Consider the following 15490-nt stretch of genomic DNA (forward strand, 5'->3'; position numbering starts at 1 on the left):
CGGGTTAACTTCATGTGGCTGATCAGTGAGAAAGCCGATTTTGGAAACAATCTCCGGGCTTTCGTGCAACAGGATGGAATGCATGATGGGCGAGGCTTTTCTCCCGCGCATGCGTCTGCATGGGCAAGGCATGTGGCTGCGACGATCATCCGCAGGAAATTTGCGCGAAATCCGACAGAAAAATCCAATTTTGCGCCCGCCAAGGCCGATTCCATTCTGTTCATGGCGGCGCTGTGGTGTTAAAGCGATGCCGCATAAGGACTCGGCTGTGCCTGCAAGGTTGGCGGCAGTGTCCGGACACTCGAATTGACGACGGTATTGGGTTCAAATATGTCGTAAATCGAACATCGATAAATACGCTTTTCGGATGGCGAAGTCTGGGAAGGCGTAAGCAGCTATCAATCCCCTTAGACAGGCGTGTCGTAGAATGGCTCGATTTGCACCACGCCGTGAAGCCTGGAACTCCTCAAATGACGGAACGTCTTTCTCTCGCCCGTGATCGTATCAATGTTCTTCTGCTGGAAGGCATCAGCCAGACGGCAGTCGATTATTTCAAGGCCAGTGGATATACCAATGTGACTCATCTGCCCAAGGCGCTGGACAAGGCAGAACTGATCGAGGCCATTTCTTCCGCCCATATTATCGGCATTCGTTCACGTACGCAGCTGACCGAGGAAATTTTCGAGGCCGCGCATAAGCTGATCGCCGTGGGCTGTTTTTCGGTCGGTACCAATCAGGTCGACCTGAAAGCGGCGCGCAAGCGCGGTATTCCGGTCTTCAATGCACCCTTCTCCAATACGCGCTCGGTGGCTGAACTGGTGATTGGCGAGATCGTCATGCTGATGCGCCGCATTTTTCCGCGTTCGAACAAGGCGCATCAGGGCGGATGGGACAAGACGGCAACCGGCAGTCGTGAAGTGCGCGGCAAGACGCTCGGCATTGTCGGTTATGGCAATATAGGCTCGCAGGTTGGCAATCTGGCCGAAAGCCTCGGCATGACGGTTCGCTATTACGATACGTCGGACAAGCTGCAATATGGCAATGTCAAGCCGACTTCGAGTCTGGATGAGCTGTTGAAGATTTCGGACGTGGTGTCGCTGCATGTGCCGCAGGCAAAGTCCACCAACAAGATGATCACCGAAGCAAAGCTGCGCAAGATGAAGAAGGGCGCTTTCCTCATCAACAATGCGCGTGGCTCGGTTGTGGATCTGGAGGCACTTGCAAAGGTTCTCAAGGAAGGCCATCTGGCGGGTGCGGCCATCGATGTGTTCCCGTCGGAGCCTGCTTCCAACAAGGATCCATTCGTTTCGCCGTTGCAGGGGCTGGATAATGTGATCCTCACGCCGCATATCGGTGGATCGACCGAGGAAGCGCAGGAACGCATCGGTTTGGAAGTCTCGCGCAAGCTGGTTGAATATTCTGACGTTGGTTCGACGGTTGGTGCGGTCAACTTCCCGCAGGTTCAGCTGCCCTCGACGCCAAACGGCACCCGCTTCATCCATGTGCATGAAAACCGCCCGGGCATTCTCAATAGCCTGGTCAATGTGTTCTCGACGCATAATTACAACATCGCCAGTCAGTTTCTGCAGACGGATGGCGAGATCGGTTATGTGGTGATCGAGGCAGATGGCGTGGGCGATGCCGGCGAAACGATCCTGCAGACCCTTCGCGAAATTCCAGGCACAATCCGCGCCCGCCTGCTCTATTGATTGCTGGGGTTGAAGGAAATGATGCGGCCCGCGCGATGCGGGTCGCTTTTGTCAGCGCTGGCGCTGCAATTTCTCATAGCGCTTGATCAGTCGCTCGCGTCTTAGCCGCGACAGGCGCCTGATCCAGAAAATGCCATCGAGCTGATCAATCTCATGCTGGTGGCAGATGGCAAGCAGACCTTCTGCCTCTTCTGTCTGTTCATGACCATCGAGATCCTGATAGGCAATGGTCACCTTTGCCGATCGCTCGACTTCATCCACCACGCCGGGCATGGAAACGCTGCCTTCTTCATGGCGCATGGTTTCGTTCGAAGCCGATAAAATGCGTGGATTGACATAGACCCTGCTTGCCATGCCGGGCAGTTCCAGCACGACCACGCGCTGCAATATGCCGACATGCGGCGCGGTAATGCCAATGCCGGGGGCAGCGCGCATGGTTTCCAGCAGGTCATTGGTGAGCTTGCGCAAACCGGCATCAAAGACGGTGACGGTTTCGGCAATCTGGTTCAGTCGCGGATCGGGATATTTTACGATAGGCAAAATGGTCATTGTCTTCCTGTTGCTTGCGCCGTCCTTCAGCGCATTTTTTCACCGCATGTACGCCAGCAACAAGGACAAGGCCAGACAGAATGGCAAGCACAGCCTGCAGGAAGGATGTTGCAAGCCAGATAAAAGCGGTCGAAACAGTGTCCTTGCCATGAACCGGCAAAAGGCCGACAACATATTTGTACGCAACCGCCGTATCATCAATCACGATGCCTGCCACCTTGGCGCTGCCCTTGGCGGTCTGGGCTGCATATCATCAAGGAGGCTGCGGTCATCTTTGCAAGCGTCGCAATCTCGTCCAGGAGCGCGAAGAGACCTGAAGCCACGATGCCCTTTCTGGCAAATGGAAAGCTTAGGCTGTCTTGCTGGCACGATATCGCAGCTTTTGTCTGGCTGATAACCGGGCTTGGCTCTTTTATCATCTCCCATTTTTCATGATTGCAAAGTACAATCAACGCAACGGCAGGGAATCGGTGGGGCCTGTCACGCTTATTACGAAGGTGCCTATGACGATTCAGCGCACGAGCTTTTACATATTACTTGCACTGGTTACGGTGGCTTTTTTCTGGTTGCTGGTGCCTTATTACACGGCCATTCTCTGGGCTGTGATCCTGGCAATCCTGTTTTTTCCGATACAGCGTTGGTTTGTGAGACTGTTGCGCGGGCGCAGGAACATAGCCGCCTTTCTGACTGTGCTGGTGTGTATCTGTCTTGTGATCTTGCCGGTGGCCATCCTTTCCAGTTCTCTCGTGCAGGAAGGCAGTCAGCTCTATCAAAGGCTGGCGACGCGTGAATTTGACATCAACCGCTATGTGAGCCAGATCATTTCCGCCTTGCCGCCGACACTGGAAGAGTGGCTGAAGCATTTTGAGCTTGGCGATTTTTCGCAATGGCGAACGCGTATTTCCAATTCAATCCTGCAGGCCAGCCGGTTGCTGGCCGGTCAGTTGCTGAGCATCGGGCAGAATACGCTGCAATTTTTCATTGGCATCGGCATCATGCTTTATCTACTGTTCTTCCTGTTTCGTGACGGGGAAGACCTGGGCAACACAATCAGGCGGGCCGTGCCATTAAGCGATAACTATACCCGGCAGTTTCTGGAGAAATTCACTGCTGTCATTCGCGCAACCGTCAAGGGCAATATCATTATCGCCATAGTGCAGGGAGCGATTGGCGGGGTGACCTTCTGGTTGCTTGGTATTGAAGCCGCCCTGTTGTGGGGGGTGGTGATGGCGGTCGTTTCCATGTTGCCTGCGGTCGGGGCAGCCCTTGTCTGGGCGCCTGCCGCCGCCTGGTATTTTGCCATTGGCGCGTGGTGGAAGGCCAGCATTCTGGTCTTTGTCGGTGTGCTCGTTATCGGTCTGGTGGATAATCTCCTGCGCCCGCCGCTTGTCGGCAAAAGCACGCGCATGCCCGATTATGTCGTGCTGATTTCTACCATTGGCGGCATTTCGCTGGTCGGCATCAATGGCTTTGTCATTGGCCCATTGATTGCGGCCTTGTTTATCGCCGCCTGGTCGCTTTTGACGGAAGAGCAAAGAGGATGGGACAAGCCTGAGGCTTGAGCAGGGTAATTTTCAAATCGGCATTGTGCTGGCCTGTCAATGCCCTGCTCTCCATCGCTGCGCGAAATGGCTAAATTTGTTATCCGGCGCAAATCCGTTTCAATTTCGCAACAACCGATAACCTCATTGCGAAAAAATGCGCAAACGTGAAATTAAAACTTGCCTTTCCTGAAAACTTGTACAAAAAAGTCAACAATTAATTCAGCCAAAATCTGGTCATGATTCAGACTGCCCGACCAAAGCAGGAGAGGTCAATGCAATCCGAGAAGTCACTGAAAACGCGCCATTCTGTGGTATCCGGGGCTGCCACAGCCAGCCTGGCGCTCACTTTTTCCGCCATTCCGGCAGCAGTGAATGCAGAGCCGGCTAAAGCTGATGAGAAACAGCCGGCGCAAAGTGAAGGTGATAGTGTCGTTCTCGACCAGATCGTGATCGAAGGTGCCAATTCTACTGGGAATGTCAACAGCGCGCCGATCGGCATTGCACGTCTGCCTGGAACGGTCAAGGAAACGCCGAAGATCGTCAATGTTGTTCCGCATCAGCTGATTGAGCAGCAGCAGGCGACGACGCTTGAGCAGGTTCTGCGCAATGTTCCGGGTATTACGCTTTCGACGGGTGAAGGCAATGGTGGTCAGAATGGTGACCAGTTCCGCATTCGTGGTCTGACCTCGAAGGGTGATGTTTATCTCGACGGCCTGCGTGATTTTGGTGTCTATACGCGCGACAGCTTCAATACGGAATCTGTTGAAGTCATCAAGGGTCCGTCGGGTGAAGCTTTCGGCGTTGGTAATCTCGGTGGTGTTATCAATCAGACGACCAAGCGCGCACATCTTGAAACCAGGCACAGCATTGACCAGGGCTTTGGTACGGGGCCGGCTTATCGCACGCTGATCGACTCGAATTACAAGATCAATGACACGACGGCTGTTCGTGTGAACGGCATGTTCAACAGGCAGGACGTTGCCGATCGTGATCATGTGAAGGCTGACCGCTGGGGTGGCGCAATCGATTTTGCGACCGGCATCGGCACGGATCAGGAATGGCACCTGAACTATTTCTACCTGCATGGCGACAAGACGCCGGATTATGGTGTGCCGATGCTGCAGGGCAAGGATGGCATTCTGCGTCCTCTGACGGAGTATGATATTCCGGGCATTGGCCGTTCGCAGTCTTATGTGCGCAGCACCGACCGCGACATCACCAATACCCATGTCATCACGTCGCTTTATTCAAAAGAGCTCGAAAACGGTATCACTATCAACAACGATACCCGCTTGAGCATCTATGATCGCGACTTCTCTTCCACCAATCCGGCAGCCTGCATTGATGAATGTGCGACTGCGATCCTGGGTGGTCTGAACTACAATCTCAGCTATGGTGCTCAAGGTGGTATGACCTACAAGCAGGATGGCTGGGCAATCCAGAATGTTCTCAGTGCCAAGGGTGAGTTTACCACGGGTGCGCTGCGCCATCGTGCGATGGTTGGTCTTGATGTGAATTATCAGGATGACAAGCGTTCGCTGGGTTCATGGACGGGCCGTCCAAGCAATCAGATGATCATTGATCCGCAGTACGACTATCCGGGCGCTTCTGTGAAGTACGGCGCAACCAAGCGTTCGGCCAATGCGACGGATGTCGGCGTTTTCGTCAGCGATCGCGTCTGGATCACGGATGAATTCTCCCTGCAGGGCAATCTGCGTTGGGATTATTTCCGCAGCGAGTTTGATACGACTGCAACGTCGATCAATGGTGGTACTGCGACCTCGGAAAAGATCAGCCCTGCATTCAGTGCCATCTGGGAGCCGACGCAGGATTATACCTTCTACGCATCCTTTGCGCGCACCTATCGTCCGGTTGGTACGGATATCGCCGCCGCGGTTGGTGGCGTAGGCAGCGAAGTGCCGCAGGCTGACATGATCAATCAGCCGGAACGTGCGGATACCTATGAAATCGGTGCCAAGGCAGATTTCCTTGATGGCCGTCTTGGCGCATCGATTGCGCTTTTCCGCATCAACAAGAACAATTCCTACACGATTGATCCGGTCACGGGTGATATTGTCGATGGCTTCTCGGACAATGGCCAGGGCCGTCGTGTTTCGGGTGTGGAAGTTGGCCTGTCCGGAAAGATCACCGAGAACTGGACGACCTATCTCGCCTATGCCTATCTCGATGGCAAGGTCACCTATGCCAGTGACGCGTCGTTGATCGGCAATGATGCACCGGGTGTGCCAAACCACAATGTTTCGTTGTGGACGGCTTACGAATTCCCGGAGATTGCCAATCTGCCGGGCAATATCACTGTTGGCGGCGGTATCCAGTACGCTTCAAAATATTGGTCAGATTCTGCAAACACGGCCAGAATGCCGGAAAACTTCTCGCTTGATGCCATGGTGGCATACAAGAAGGACAATTTCCGCGTCTCGCTCAATGCCTACAATCTGACCGATCATCTGAATTACAGCTCGTCGTTCAACAACAGTCGTGCTGTTCCGATGTCGGGCCGTACCTTCATGCTCAATATCGGTACGACATTCTGATCTGGACACTGTCTGCCAGCGATAGCCGGCGGTCAATGCGAGACACGCGCCCTGGTGAACAGGCGCGTGGCTCTTCAGTTCCATAAAGGCAAGAACCATGCTGATCACTGTTCCCAATGTGCTCACACGCGAAGAAGTCCTCCATTGCCGCAAGGTTCTGGAAAATTCACCCTGGGTGGATGGGCGCGTAACGGCAGGCGATCAGGCGGCAAAGAGCAAGAACAACCTGCAGATTCCGGTTGACAGTGCGGAAGCGCGTGAGCTGGGCGAGTTCATTCTGAAGGCGCTGGGACGCAATCCGATCTATAATTCGGCCGTCTTGCCGCTGTACGTCTTGCCGCCGATGTTCAATCGCTACGATGTCGGCATGACTTTCGGCGCCCATGTGGACAATTCCATCCGCGTCGTGCCCGGAACCGCTGGCATGCGCATCCGCGCTGATGTTTCCACCACGATCTTCCTCACTGATCCGGATGACTATGACGGCGGCGAACTGGTAATTGAGGATACCTATGGCACACATTCGGTCAAACTTCCGGCAGGTGACATGGTGGTTTATCCGGCCTCAAGCCTGCACCGGGTCATGCCGGTCACGCGTGGCAGCCGCTGGGGTTCATTTTTCTGGGCGCAGTCGATGATTGCGGATGACTGGCTGCGCAGCATGCTTTACGAGCTTGATATGTCGATCATCGATATTCGCCAGAAACTTGGCGATGATGATCCGTCGGTGCTGGCGCTGGTCAATCATTACCATAATCTTCTGCGGCGGTTTGCTCAGTTATGATGACGAATGCTGGCAGCGATGAAACGATCAATATGGCATCCGCCCAAGGCGATGCCGTGATCGTTGATGCGCAGCTGGCTTTGGGACAAATGGCGCTTGACCGTGGCGACACGACTGCAGCGCTGGAGTGGTTCCGTGCGGCTGGCCGTAGTGGCGACAGGCGGGCATGGAACATGCTGGGACGCTGTGCAGAGCGCGGCTGGGGCATGGCACGTGATGCAAAAATGGCTGTGGCCTATTTCCGCCGCGCTGCCGATATGGGTGATGCCTGGGCCATGTTCAATCTGGCCGATCTTCTGGTGCGCGGTGATGGCGTCGAGCGCGATCCAGATGCGGCGCTGGCGCTTTATGTCGAGGCAGCACGTCTTGGCCATGTCAAGTCATTGAACATGATTGGCCTTCTTTATGAAGATGGTCATCTGGGGGCATCGGAGCGACATCAGGCGAGAAGCTTTTTCAAGGCCGGGGCAGAAGGCGGCGATTGCTGGGCGCAGTTCAACTATGCCCGCCATCTGATCGAAGATGGCGCCATTGCGGAGGCTCAGGTCTGGCTCGAAAAGACATTGGAGACGGGGTTTCCTGATTTCTGGCAACAGTGCGGGGCAATGCTGGCAGAGCATGCCGATCCGCGTCTGCGCGCCTATGCGGCGCGCGCACTGGCCTTGGCGCAAAGGGTATCGGCATGACAATTCCGGCTGATACTGTTTCGCTTTTTGATTATGAGCGCCGGTTTCATGAGCGAGTGGATCCGGCAATCCGCGCCTATATTGCGGGGGCCGCAGCCGATGGCATCACGCTGCGTGAAAACCGTGCTGCATTTGACCGGATCAGACTCATGCCGCGCGCGCTGGTCGATATGAGCGCAGCGTCGGCAGTAAGCACCCTGTTTGGCGAAAGGCTTGATTATCCGATCATTCTGGCGCCAACTGCCTATCACAAACTGGTACATCCGCAAGGCGAGCTCGAAACCGTGCGTGCAGCATCTCTCACCAATTGCTGGATGACGGTCAGCACGCAGGCAAGCGTTTCGCTTGAGGCGATCGCCGAGGCTTCCACGACCAAATTATGGTTCCAGCTTTACATGCAGTTGCATCGCAACGACACGTTGACGCTCATCCGCCGGGCAGAAGATGCTGGCTACAAGGCGATTGTCGTTACCATTGATGCACCTGTCAATGGCATTCGCAATGACGAACAGCGTGCAGGTTTCCGCCTGCCGGAGGGTGTTTCGGCGGTTAATCTTTCGGGCTTTGAACAGCGCAGCGCGGCGCCCGAAACGGTCGGCAGTCCGGTCTTCAAAGGCTTGCTGCAGGGCGCACCATGCTGGGATGATATTGCATGGTTGTGCGCCCAGACATCACTGCCGGTTTTGTTGAAAAGCATCGTCAACCCGGCCGATGTGGTACCTGCTCTCGGCGCGGGCGTCTCTGGTCTGATCGTTTCCAATCACGGCGGGCGTACGCTCGACACGCTGCCAGCAACAATCGATCTGTTGCCAGCCATTGTTGCGGAAGTGTCAGGCCGGGTTCCGGTTCTGGTCGACGGAGGCATCCGGCGCGGCACCGATATTGTCAAGGCGATTGCGCTGGGAGCAACGGCAGTGCTTGTCGGTCAGCCGGTTTTGCATGCGCTTGCCGTTGGTGGGCTTGCCGGGGTCGCCCATATGCTCACCATTCTTCAGACCGAGCTGGAGGCAGCCATGGCGCTTCTTGGTGCGCCGCGGCTTGCCGATCTGAAAGGCACTATCTTTGAGCGGGGAGCCATGGCTTCACGCATGCAGAATTAACAAGCTTTCTCCGTAAACGGGTTTTCCGGGGATATAAGATGAACAGGAAATGCAAGGAAGGAATGATAACCATGCTGAATATCGGCAAACACGTCGCCCGCCTGTGTGGCGCAGCCGTGATGGCGCTTTCGCTGGCAACGGTCGCATCTGCTGACGATATCACCATCAAGCACGCACAGGGCGAGACGGCAATTCCGGCGGCACCACAGAAGGTTATCGTTCTTGATCTGGCCACACTCGATAATCTTGACCGCTTCGGCGTCAAGGTCTCGGGCGTGCCAAAGCTTGCTGCATTTCCTGACTATCTGCAGAAATATCAGTCGGATGACTATGCCAAGGTCGGTACATTGTTTGAGCCGGATTATGAAGCCATCAATGCGGCTGAACCTGACCTGATCATTGTTGGCGGCCGTTCGGCAGCAAAATATCCGGAACTTGCCAAGATCGCGCCGACCATCGATCTGACGGTTCCCGCCAATGATCTTATTGGCGGGACTGTGGCCAATGTGGAAAAGATCGGCCAGATTTTTGGCAAGGAAACCGAAGCCAAGGCTGAAATTGAAAAGCTCATGGCTGATGTCGATGCACTGAAGGCAAAGACGGCCGACAAGGGCACTGGCCTTTTGATCCTCACCACCGGCGGCAAGATGAGCGCCTATGGTCCAGGCTCGCGCTTTGGTTCGCTGCATGATGCCTATGGCATGCAGCCTGCCGATCCCAATCTGAAAATCGGTCTGCATGGTCAGCCGATCAGCCCGGAATTCATCGCCAAGACCAATCCGGACTGGCTGTTCGTGATTGATCGCGACGCCGCCATTGGCCGTGATGGCAATTCGGCTAAGCAGCTTCTGGATAATGATCTTGTCAAGCAGACCAATGCTGCGAAAAACGATCAGATCGTTTACCTCAAGGCTCAGAACTGGTACCTCGTCGGCGGCGGTCTGACCGCTCTGCACGGCACGATTGATCAGCTTTCCGAGGCGTTTGACAAGGCCAGGTAAGAAGCGTTTCGACCCAGTCCTGATGGGCCATCTGCATGGCAGGTGGCTCATTGTTGTGACAAGGCAAAAGACAGGAAATGCGCGTGAAGGGACTTGCTTTAGCCACAGCCGTGGTCGCCATTCTGGCTGTCATCAGCCTGTTCATTGGCGTCAGCGATGTCTCCTTGCGCACGCTGTTCAGCGCGGACAGCGCGGAAAATGCCACACTTGTGCTGCTGGTAAGCCGCATTCCGCGCACTTTGGCCATCATTCTTGCCGGCATGTCGATGGCCGTTGCCGGCATGATCATGCAAATGCTGACGCGCAACCGTTTTGTCGAGCCTTCAACGGCAGGCACGGTTGAATCGGCAAGCCTCGGCATTCTGCTGGTCATTCTGTTTGCGCCAGAAACTCCCGTTTTCGGCAAGATGCTGGTGGCAACGGTCACGGCGCTAGCCGGTACAGTTTTGTTCCTGCGAATCCTGCGCAGCATTCCCCTGCGCTCGGTTCTGGTCGTGCCGCTGGTCGGCATCATGCTTGGCGGTGTGGTCAGCGCAATCACCACTTTCATCGCCTATCGCTATGATCTTCTGCAGTCGCTCAATTCATGGACGACGGGGGATTTTTCCGGTGTTCTGCGTGGGCGCTATGAGCTGCTGTGGATCGCTTTTGCTTTGACGGTCGTTGCCTATATCGCCGCTGACCGCTTTACGGTTGCTGGGCTTGGCGAGGATTTCACCACCAATCTTGGCCTCAATTATCGCCGCGTTGTCACGCTTGGTCTGGTCATTGTCTCGATGGTCAGTGCTTCCGTGGTGGTGACGGTCGGCATGATTCCCTTTCTGGGTCTGATCGTTCCCAATATTGTCAGCCTGTTTGTCGGCGATCACATGCGCCGCGCCGTGCCCTGGGTGGCTGTGCTAGGAGCAGGGCTGGTGCTTGCCTGCGACATTGCAGGTCGCCTGATCCGCTATCCTTATGAGATTCCGATTGGCACAATGATGGGCGTTGTGGGCAGTGCGCTGTTCCTCTACCTCCTGCTGCGGAAAGGTGCGCGCCTTGCCTAAGCGTTCTTTCGCCATCATCGCACTGCTTGCCCTCTTGACCCTTGTTGCCTGCGTCGCCTTCATGACGCTGGGTGCCAAGGGCAGCTGGGCTTTCATTTTGTCTTTCCGTGGCACGAAGCTGCTCGCGATGGTCTTGGTTGCCTATGCGATTGCGGTGTCGACGGTCCTGTTTCAGACCATTACCAATAACCGCATCCTCACGCCTTCAATCATGGGCTTTGATGCGCTCTATATTCTGATCCAGACGCTGGTGGTTTTCCTGTTCGGTGCAATCCAGATTGACTGGCTGGGACCGAATATACGCTTTATGGCTGAGACCGCGGTGATGGTCATCTTTTCCATCTCGCTTTATTACTGGCTTTTTTCAGGTGCTGTGCGCAGCCTGCACCTCGTCATGCTGGTCGGCATTATCTGTGGCGTCTTCTTCCGCAGCATTTCCAACCTGTTGCAGCGCATGCTCGACCCCAACCTGTTTGCGATCTTGCAGGATCGGTTTTTTGCCAGCTTCAACACGATCAATACCGACATACTCACCCTGTCGGTCATCATAATTGCTGTGGTTACGCTTTATGGCTGGCGCTATCTGCACGTATTCGATGTGCTGGCACTGGGGCGCGATCAGGCGATCAATCTCGGCGTTGATCATCGCCGCATGGTGCGCACGATCCTTTTGCTCGTCACCGTGCTGGTCTCGGTCTCGACCGCACTCGTCGGCCCCATTACCTTTTTCGGCCTTCTGGTCGCCAATCTCGCCTATATGGTTGCAGGCTCGTCAAAACACCGCATCGTTCTGCCGGTTGCCATTCTGCTTGCCATTCTCTGTGTTGTCGCTGGCCAGACCATTCTGGAGCGCGTCTTTGCGTTCAATACGGCGCTCAGCGTCGTCATCGAATTTCTGGGCGGCCTTGTCTTTATCATCCTTCTCGTCAGGGGGAATGCGCGTTGATCGAAATCAGCCAAGTCAGCAAATCCTATAACGGCACCCTTGTGGTGGATGACGTCACATTGACTTTGCCGACACGCGGCATAACCTCGATCATCGGTCCCAATGGCGCAGGCAAATCGACACTTCTGTCGATGATAAGCCGCCTGTTGCCGATGGATCGCGGCCGGGTGACCATTGGTGGGCTGGATGTCGCAACCACGCCGGGCGATGTGCTGGCAAAACGTCTGTCGATCCTGCGCCAGGAAAACAATATTGGCTCACGATTGACGGTGCGCGATCTCGTGACCTTTGGCCGTTATCCCTATTCCAAGGGGCGCCCCAACAGTGATGACCAAAGACATGTCGAACAGGCAATCGGCTATCTTGGGCTGGAAGTGCTGGGCAATCGCTTTCTCGATGAGTTATCTGGTGGTCAACGCCAGCGAGCCTTTGTGGCAATGGTGCTGTGTCAGGATACGGACTATGTGCTGCTGGATGAGCCGCTCAACAATCTCGACATGAAACATTCGGTATCCATGATGAGACTGTTGCGGCGTGCGGCAGACGAGTTGGGCAAGACAGTGGTGCTGGTGCTGCACGACATCAATTTCGCCTCCTGCTATTCGGATCATATCGTGGCGATGAAGAATGGCAAGGTTGCCTGCCAGGGCTCGCCGGATGAGCTGATCCATCCGGATATTCTCCGCTCGATCTACGATATGGAGATTGATGTCGAAATCATCGGCGGGCGGCGGATTGGCATTTATTACTGATGAGAAGATTGTCCGCTGCCTGTTGCGTTTGACGCAGCCTGTGCGCGCATTTGCGCATGGGATTGATTGAAACGGCGGATTGTTCCTTCATGATGCCTTCTTTATAGAGACAGGCATGCAACACTTTGAGCACCAGTCGGGATTTGGAATGCTACGCCGCCTTTATATCTGGACTTTTCAGCTTGCAGGACGCAAATCGGCGCAATGGTGGTTGGCTTTCATTGCATTTGTTGAAAGTTCTGTCTTCCTCATTCCTGCGGATGTGCTGTTCGTGCCGATGGCTCTGGCGCGACCTGACCGTGCCTGGCGCTATGCGCTGATTGCCACGGTAGCTTCGGTGCTGGGGGGTGTCGCTGGCTGGTATATCGGCTATCACGCCTATGAACAGCTCGCCAAACCGGTTCTCGAATTTTACGGCAAGCTCGACACATTCGATCGCCTGCGCGGCTCTGCCAGCGCTGATGCCATCCTGTTGATGCTGATCACGTCGGGTCTGGCACATTTGCCGCCGATCAAGGTTGTTACAATTCTTTCCGGTGCCGCTGGCATCAATATCTGGCTGTTTATTGTTTCAGCCGTTCTGGCGCGCGGAGCCCGTTTTTTCTTCCTCGCCTGGCTTTTGCAGCGTTATGGCGAACCAATTCGTCATTTTATAGAAAAACGTCTTGGTCTGATCGCGGGAACTGTCGCGGTCATATTGATTTTGCTGTTCTTTGCTGTGAAATATTTCCACAGCTAATCAGACTTAGGACTTGCGCCTTGGCATGGCCACATTGGCAATATTTCATGGCGAAATGATCAGGGTTCGGACAAATTGATGGTAGCACTCACAAAGTCGACTGGCAAAATTCAGACCTGGGTTGCAGGCATCATGACGCTTGGCCTTGCGGCGACCGTCGGCACCGCACTGGCCTTTGAATATGTTGGCGGTTTCATTCCCTGCAAATTATGTCTGGAACAGCGCACGCCTTACTATATTGCGATTCCGCTGCTTGCCATGGGCTGGGTTTCTTCCTGTCTGAACCTGTCATCAATGTTGACCCGCGTTCTGATTTTGCTCGGCGCGCTTTTGATGACTTATGGTCTGGTGCTTGCCGTCTTTCACACCGGCGTTGAACTGAAATATTGGCAGGGGCCGGCTGATTGCTCATCGGCCATGCGTATTACCCAGAATGCCGGCAATCTGCTGGATGAGCTGAATGCCGTGCGTCCGCCTTCATGCGATTCAGCGCCGGGCCATTTTCTCGGCTTGTCTTTTGCCGGCTGGAATATTGTTGCAAGCCTGCTTTTTGCCGCCATTGGCTATGTCGGTGCTTTTGCAAAGGGCGAAAGGGCCTGAAAAGACCGGGCATAATGTGAGGACGGCTGCAGTCCGTCTGCTTTAAATGTGATAATTCCACTCAGAATATTTCGGCTCTTTGCGTTGAATCAAGGAGCGACCGTCAATATCACGATACATCAGTTCTCGATGGAACCGACGGCGTTCTACTGACAGAGAGTTGAAAAATGGCAAAACTTGCTCCCCAATTTGCTATCGCTGGCGTTCTCGCCTTGCTGGCTTGCCCTGTCCGGGCTGAAAATATTGAAGTGCAGATGCTCAACAAAGGGGCTGAAGGTGCCATGGTTTTTGAGCCGGCCTTTATCAAGGCCAATCCAGGCGACACGATCACTTTCAAGCCGATTGACAAGGGACATAATATCGAGTCGATCAAGGGCATGATTCCCGAAGGTGTTGAGCCGTTCAAAAGCAAGGTGGATGAAACCTATGTGCTGACAGTTGAAAAACCAGGCGCCTATCTGGTCAAGTGCACACCGCATTATGCAATGGGCATGATTGCGCTGATTTCGGTGGGGGACAATCCTGCCAATCTTGATGCGATTGTCTCGGCAAAGAAGCCAAAGCTGGTACAGCAACGCCTTGAAAAGGCAATTGCTGCAGGCAAATAAGCCAATGACAGGGCATCCTGTGCCTATAATTGAAAGGCGCAGGATAACGCTCCGATTGGTATGGCAAAGGTTGCCGCGGACAATTCATGGCAGCCTTCGCCGATTGATCCTGCCCTGATCGTTCGGACAGGGAGATCGAAAGCGGTATGGTCTTCGGCCCACATTTGACAATCATCACCAGAACGTATTTGTCCTGTGGCGTTACTCATCAATCTGATGTCCTCAGGGGTAGGCTTGCCAAGGGGTAAAATGATCGGTGCAGTTTTCCCTGTTCCAGTTGCAAAGAGTTGCAACTGGGTGGGTAATGTTTCATAATCCTGTAATGGAAGATGCATCGACTAAACGCGATTATGAACAGGAATTGCGACGCGCTGGCGTGCGTATCACGCGACCGCGCCGTATCATTCTCAATATATTGAGCGAAACCGAGGATCATCCCGACGCACTGGAAATTTTCCGACGCGCGGTAGAGATTGACAGCAATATTTCCCTGTCAACAGTCTATCGCACCATGAAGCTGCTGGAAGAACAGGGCGCGATCCACCGCCATGCTTTTGCTGGTGGCCCTTCACGCTTTGAACAGGCAAGCGGCATTCATCACGACCATATTATTGATATGGATACCGGCGATGTTGTTGAATTCCGCTCCGACCGGATTGAAAAGCTGCAGGAAGAGATTGCCCGTTCGCTGGGTTTTGAGATCGTGCATCATCGGCTCGAACTATATTGCAAAAAAATCAAAAAATAGTGGAACCCTTTTGAAGGTCCCGCGTTATTGCGTGGAAAGGTTCAATTCTGCCCCCGCTTGTTGAACCTTTCACGTTCGCTCTACCCCGCAATAGGCGAACATTACGAACGCCGCTACAACTGA

Annotated in this window: 15 protein-coding genes and 1 pseudogene; 14 read left to right on the forward strand and 2 right to left on the reverse strand. The window is 54.4% G+C overall.

Annotated elements, in window-relative coordinates; all coding sequences use genetic code 11:
• The first annotated feature begins 470 nt into the window (after nt 1-470).
• Nucleotides 471-1709 carry a phosphoglycerate dehydrogenase gene (serA, locus tag ACFO1V_RS13920; RefSeq protein ID WP_374831142.1) on the forward strand — a complete coding sequence of 413 codons (1239 nt, stop codon included), beginning with the start codon at nt 471-473 and terminating at the stop codon, nt 1707-1709.
• A gap of 51 nt (nt 1710-1760) precedes the next feature.
• Here serA and ACFO1V_RS13925 read toward each other — a convergent pair whose 3' ends face one another.
• Both ACFO1V_RS13925 and ACFO1V_RS13930 read right to left on the reverse strand, forming a co-directional pair.
• Nucleotides 1761-2258, reverse strand: a complete 498-nt coding sequence (locus ACFO1V_RS13925; protein WP_374831144.1) for a peptide deformylase — start codon at nt 2256-2258, stop codon at nt 1761-1763.
• Nucleotides 2259-2306: 48 nt separating this feature from the next.
• Nucleotides 2307-2581 (reverse strand): annotated as a pseudogene (locus ACFO1V_RS13930) (DUF808 family protein); the annotation flags it as partial.
• A 180-nt stretch (nt 2582-2761) separates the two neighbouring features.
• Here ACFO1V_RS13930 and ACFO1V_RS13935 point away from each other — a divergent pair.
• The 13 genes from ACFO1V_RS13935 (at nt 2762) to ACFO1V_RS13995 (ending at nt 15367) form a co-directional block, all read left to right on the forward strand.
• Nucleotides 2762-3820 carry an AI-2E family transporter gene (locus ACFO1V_RS13935; RefSeq protein ID WP_374831146.1) on the forward strand — a complete coding sequence of 353 codons (1059 nt, stop codon included), beginning with the start codon at nt 2762-2764 and terminating at the stop codon, nt 3818-3820.
• 254 nt (nt 3821-4074) lie between these two features.
• On the forward strand, nt 4075-6357 hold the full coding sequence (locus ACFO1V_RS13940; protein ID WP_374831148.1) for a TonB-dependent receptor: 2283 nt from the start codon (nt 4075-4077) through the stop codon (nt 6355-6357).
• A 97-nt stretch (nt 6358-6454) separates the two neighbouring features.
• A complete protein-coding gene (locus tag ACFO1V_RS13945) occupies nt 6455-7141 on the forward strand; it encodes a Fe2+-dependent dioxygenase (RefSeq protein ID WP_374831150.1) in 687 nt (228 codons plus the stop codon).
• 32 nt (nt 7142-7173) lie between these two features.
• Nucleotides 7174-7827: a tetratricopeptide repeat protein gene (locus tag ACFO1V_RS13950; protein ID WP_374831152.1), complete on the forward strand. Its 654-nt coding sequence runs from the start codon at nt 7174-7176 to the stop codon at nt 7825-7827.
• Nucleotides 7824-8927 (forward strand): alpha-hydroxy acid oxidase, encoded by a 1104-nt coding sequence (locus ACFO1V_RS13955; RefSeq protein WP_374831154.1) that lies wholly within the window; start codon nt 7824-7826, stop codon nt 8925-8927. Before ACFO1V_RS13950 ends, ACFO1V_RS13955 begins: the two co-directional genes overlap by 4 nt.
• A gap of 71 nt (nt 8928-8998) precedes the next feature.
• Nucleotides 8999-9928 carry a siderophore ABC transporter substrate-binding protein gene (locus ACFO1V_RS13960; protein ID WP_374831156.1) on the forward strand — a complete coding sequence of 310 codons (930 nt, stop codon included), beginning with the start codon at nt 8999-9001 and terminating at the stop codon, nt 9926-9928.
• 83 nt (nt 9929-10011) lie between these two features.
• Complete coding sequence (locus tag ACFO1V_RS13965) at nt 10012-10974, forward strand: ABC transporter permease (protein WP_374831157.1); 963 nt, start codon at nt 10012-10014, stop codon at nt 10972-10974.
• The gene (locus tag ACFO1V_RS13970) at nt 10967-11920 is read left to right on the forward strand and encodes an iron chelate uptake ABC transporter family permease subunit (protein WP_374831158.1); all 954 of its coding nucleotides are present in this window, start codon (nt 10967-10969) and stop codon (nt 11918-11920) included. The genes ACFO1V_RS13965 and ACFO1V_RS13970 overlap by 8 nt, the downstream gene beginning before the upstream one ends.
• Nucleotides 11917-12672 (forward strand): iron ABC transporter ATP-binding protein, encoded by a 756-nt coding sequence (locus ACFO1V_RS13975; protein WP_374831160.1) that lies wholly within the window; start codon nt 11917-11919, stop codon nt 12670-12672. Before ACFO1V_RS13970 ends, ACFO1V_RS13975 begins: the two co-directional genes overlap by 4 nt.
• 148 nt (nt 12673-12820) lie before the next feature.
• The gene (locus ACFO1V_RS13980) at nt 12821-13411 is read left to right on the forward strand and encodes a YqaA family protein (protein WP_374831162.1); all 591 of its coding nucleotides are present in this window, start codon (nt 12821-12823) and stop codon (nt 13409-13411) included.
• A gap of 78 nt (nt 13412-13489) precedes the next feature.
• The gene (locus tag ACFO1V_RS13985; protein WP_374831164.1) at nt 13490-14011 is read left to right on the forward strand and encodes a disulfide bond formation protein B; all 522 of its coding nucleotides are present in this window, start codon (nt 13490-13492) and stop codon (nt 14009-14011) included.
• 167 nt (nt 14012-14178) lie between these two features.
• Nucleotides 14179-14619: a pseudoazurin gene (locus ACFO1V_RS13990; protein ID WP_374831166.1), complete on the forward strand. Its 441-nt coding sequence runs from the start codon at nt 14179-14181 to the stop codon at nt 14617-14619.
• A gap of 322 nt (nt 14620-14941) precedes the next feature.
• On the forward strand, nt 14942-15367 hold the full coding sequence (locus tag ACFO1V_RS13995; protein WP_374831258.1) for a Fur family transcriptional regulator: 426 nt from the start codon (nt 14942-14944) through the stop codon (nt 15365-15367).
• The last annotated feature ends 123 nt before the right edge of the window (nt 15368-15490 follow it).

Origin of the sequence: Daeguia caeni, from assembly GCF_042653845.1 — a bacterium.
Lineage (GTDB): Bacteria > Pseudomonadota > Alphaproteobacteria > Rhizobiales > Rhizobiaceae > Brucella > Brucella caeni.

Bases quoted from the DNA above. Each gene is read 5' to 3' on its own strand.
- ACFO1V_RS13980 (WP_374831162.1), top strand. From the start codon at position 12,821: ATGCTACGCCGCCTTTATATCTGGACTTTTCAGCTTGCAGGACGCAAA.
- ACFO1V_RS13945 (WP_374831150.1), top strand. From the start codon at position 6,455: ATGCTGATCACTGTTCCCAATGTGCTCACACGCGAAGAAGTCCTCCAT.
- ACFO1V_RS13955 (WP_374831154.1), top strand. From the start codon at position 7,824: ATGACAATTCCGGCTGATACTGTTTCGCTTTTTGATTATGAGCGCCGG.
- ACFO1V_RS13960 (WP_374831156.1), top strand. From the start codon at position 8,999: ATGCTGAATATCGGCAAACACGTCGCCCGCCTGTGTGGCGCAGCCGTG.
- ACFO1V_RS13935 (WP_374831146.1), top strand. From the start codon at position 2,762: ATGACGATTCAGCGCACGAGCTTTTACATATTACTTGCACTGGTTACG.
- ACFO1V_RS13950 (WP_374831152.1), top strand. From the start codon at position 7,174: ATGGCATCCGCCCAAGGCGATGCCGTGATCGTTGATGCGCAGCTGGCT.
- ACFO1V_RS13985 (WP_374831164.1), top strand. From the start codon at position 13,490: ATGGTAGCACTCACAAAGTCGACTGGCAAAATTCAGACCTGGGTTGCA.
- ACFO1V_RS13995 (WP_374831258.1), top strand. From the start codon at position 14,942: ATGGAAGATGCATCGACTAAACGCGATTATGAACAGGAATTGCGACGC.
- serA (WP_374831142.1), top strand. From the start codon at position 471: ATGACGGAACGTCTTTCTCTCGCCCGTGATCGTATCAATGTTCTTCTG.
- ACFO1V_RS13990 (WP_374831166.1), top strand. From the start codon at position 14,179: ATGGCAAAACTTGCTCCCCAATTTGCTATCGCTGGCGTTCTCGCCTTG.
- ACFO1V_RS13940 (WP_374831148.1), top strand. From the start codon at position 4,075: ATGCAATCCGAGAAGTCACTGAAAACGCGCCATTCTGTGGTATCCGGG.
- ACFO1V_RS13925 (WP_374831144.1), bottom strand. From the start codon at position 2,258: ATGACCATTTTGCCTATCGTAAAATATCCCGATCCGCGACTGAACCAG.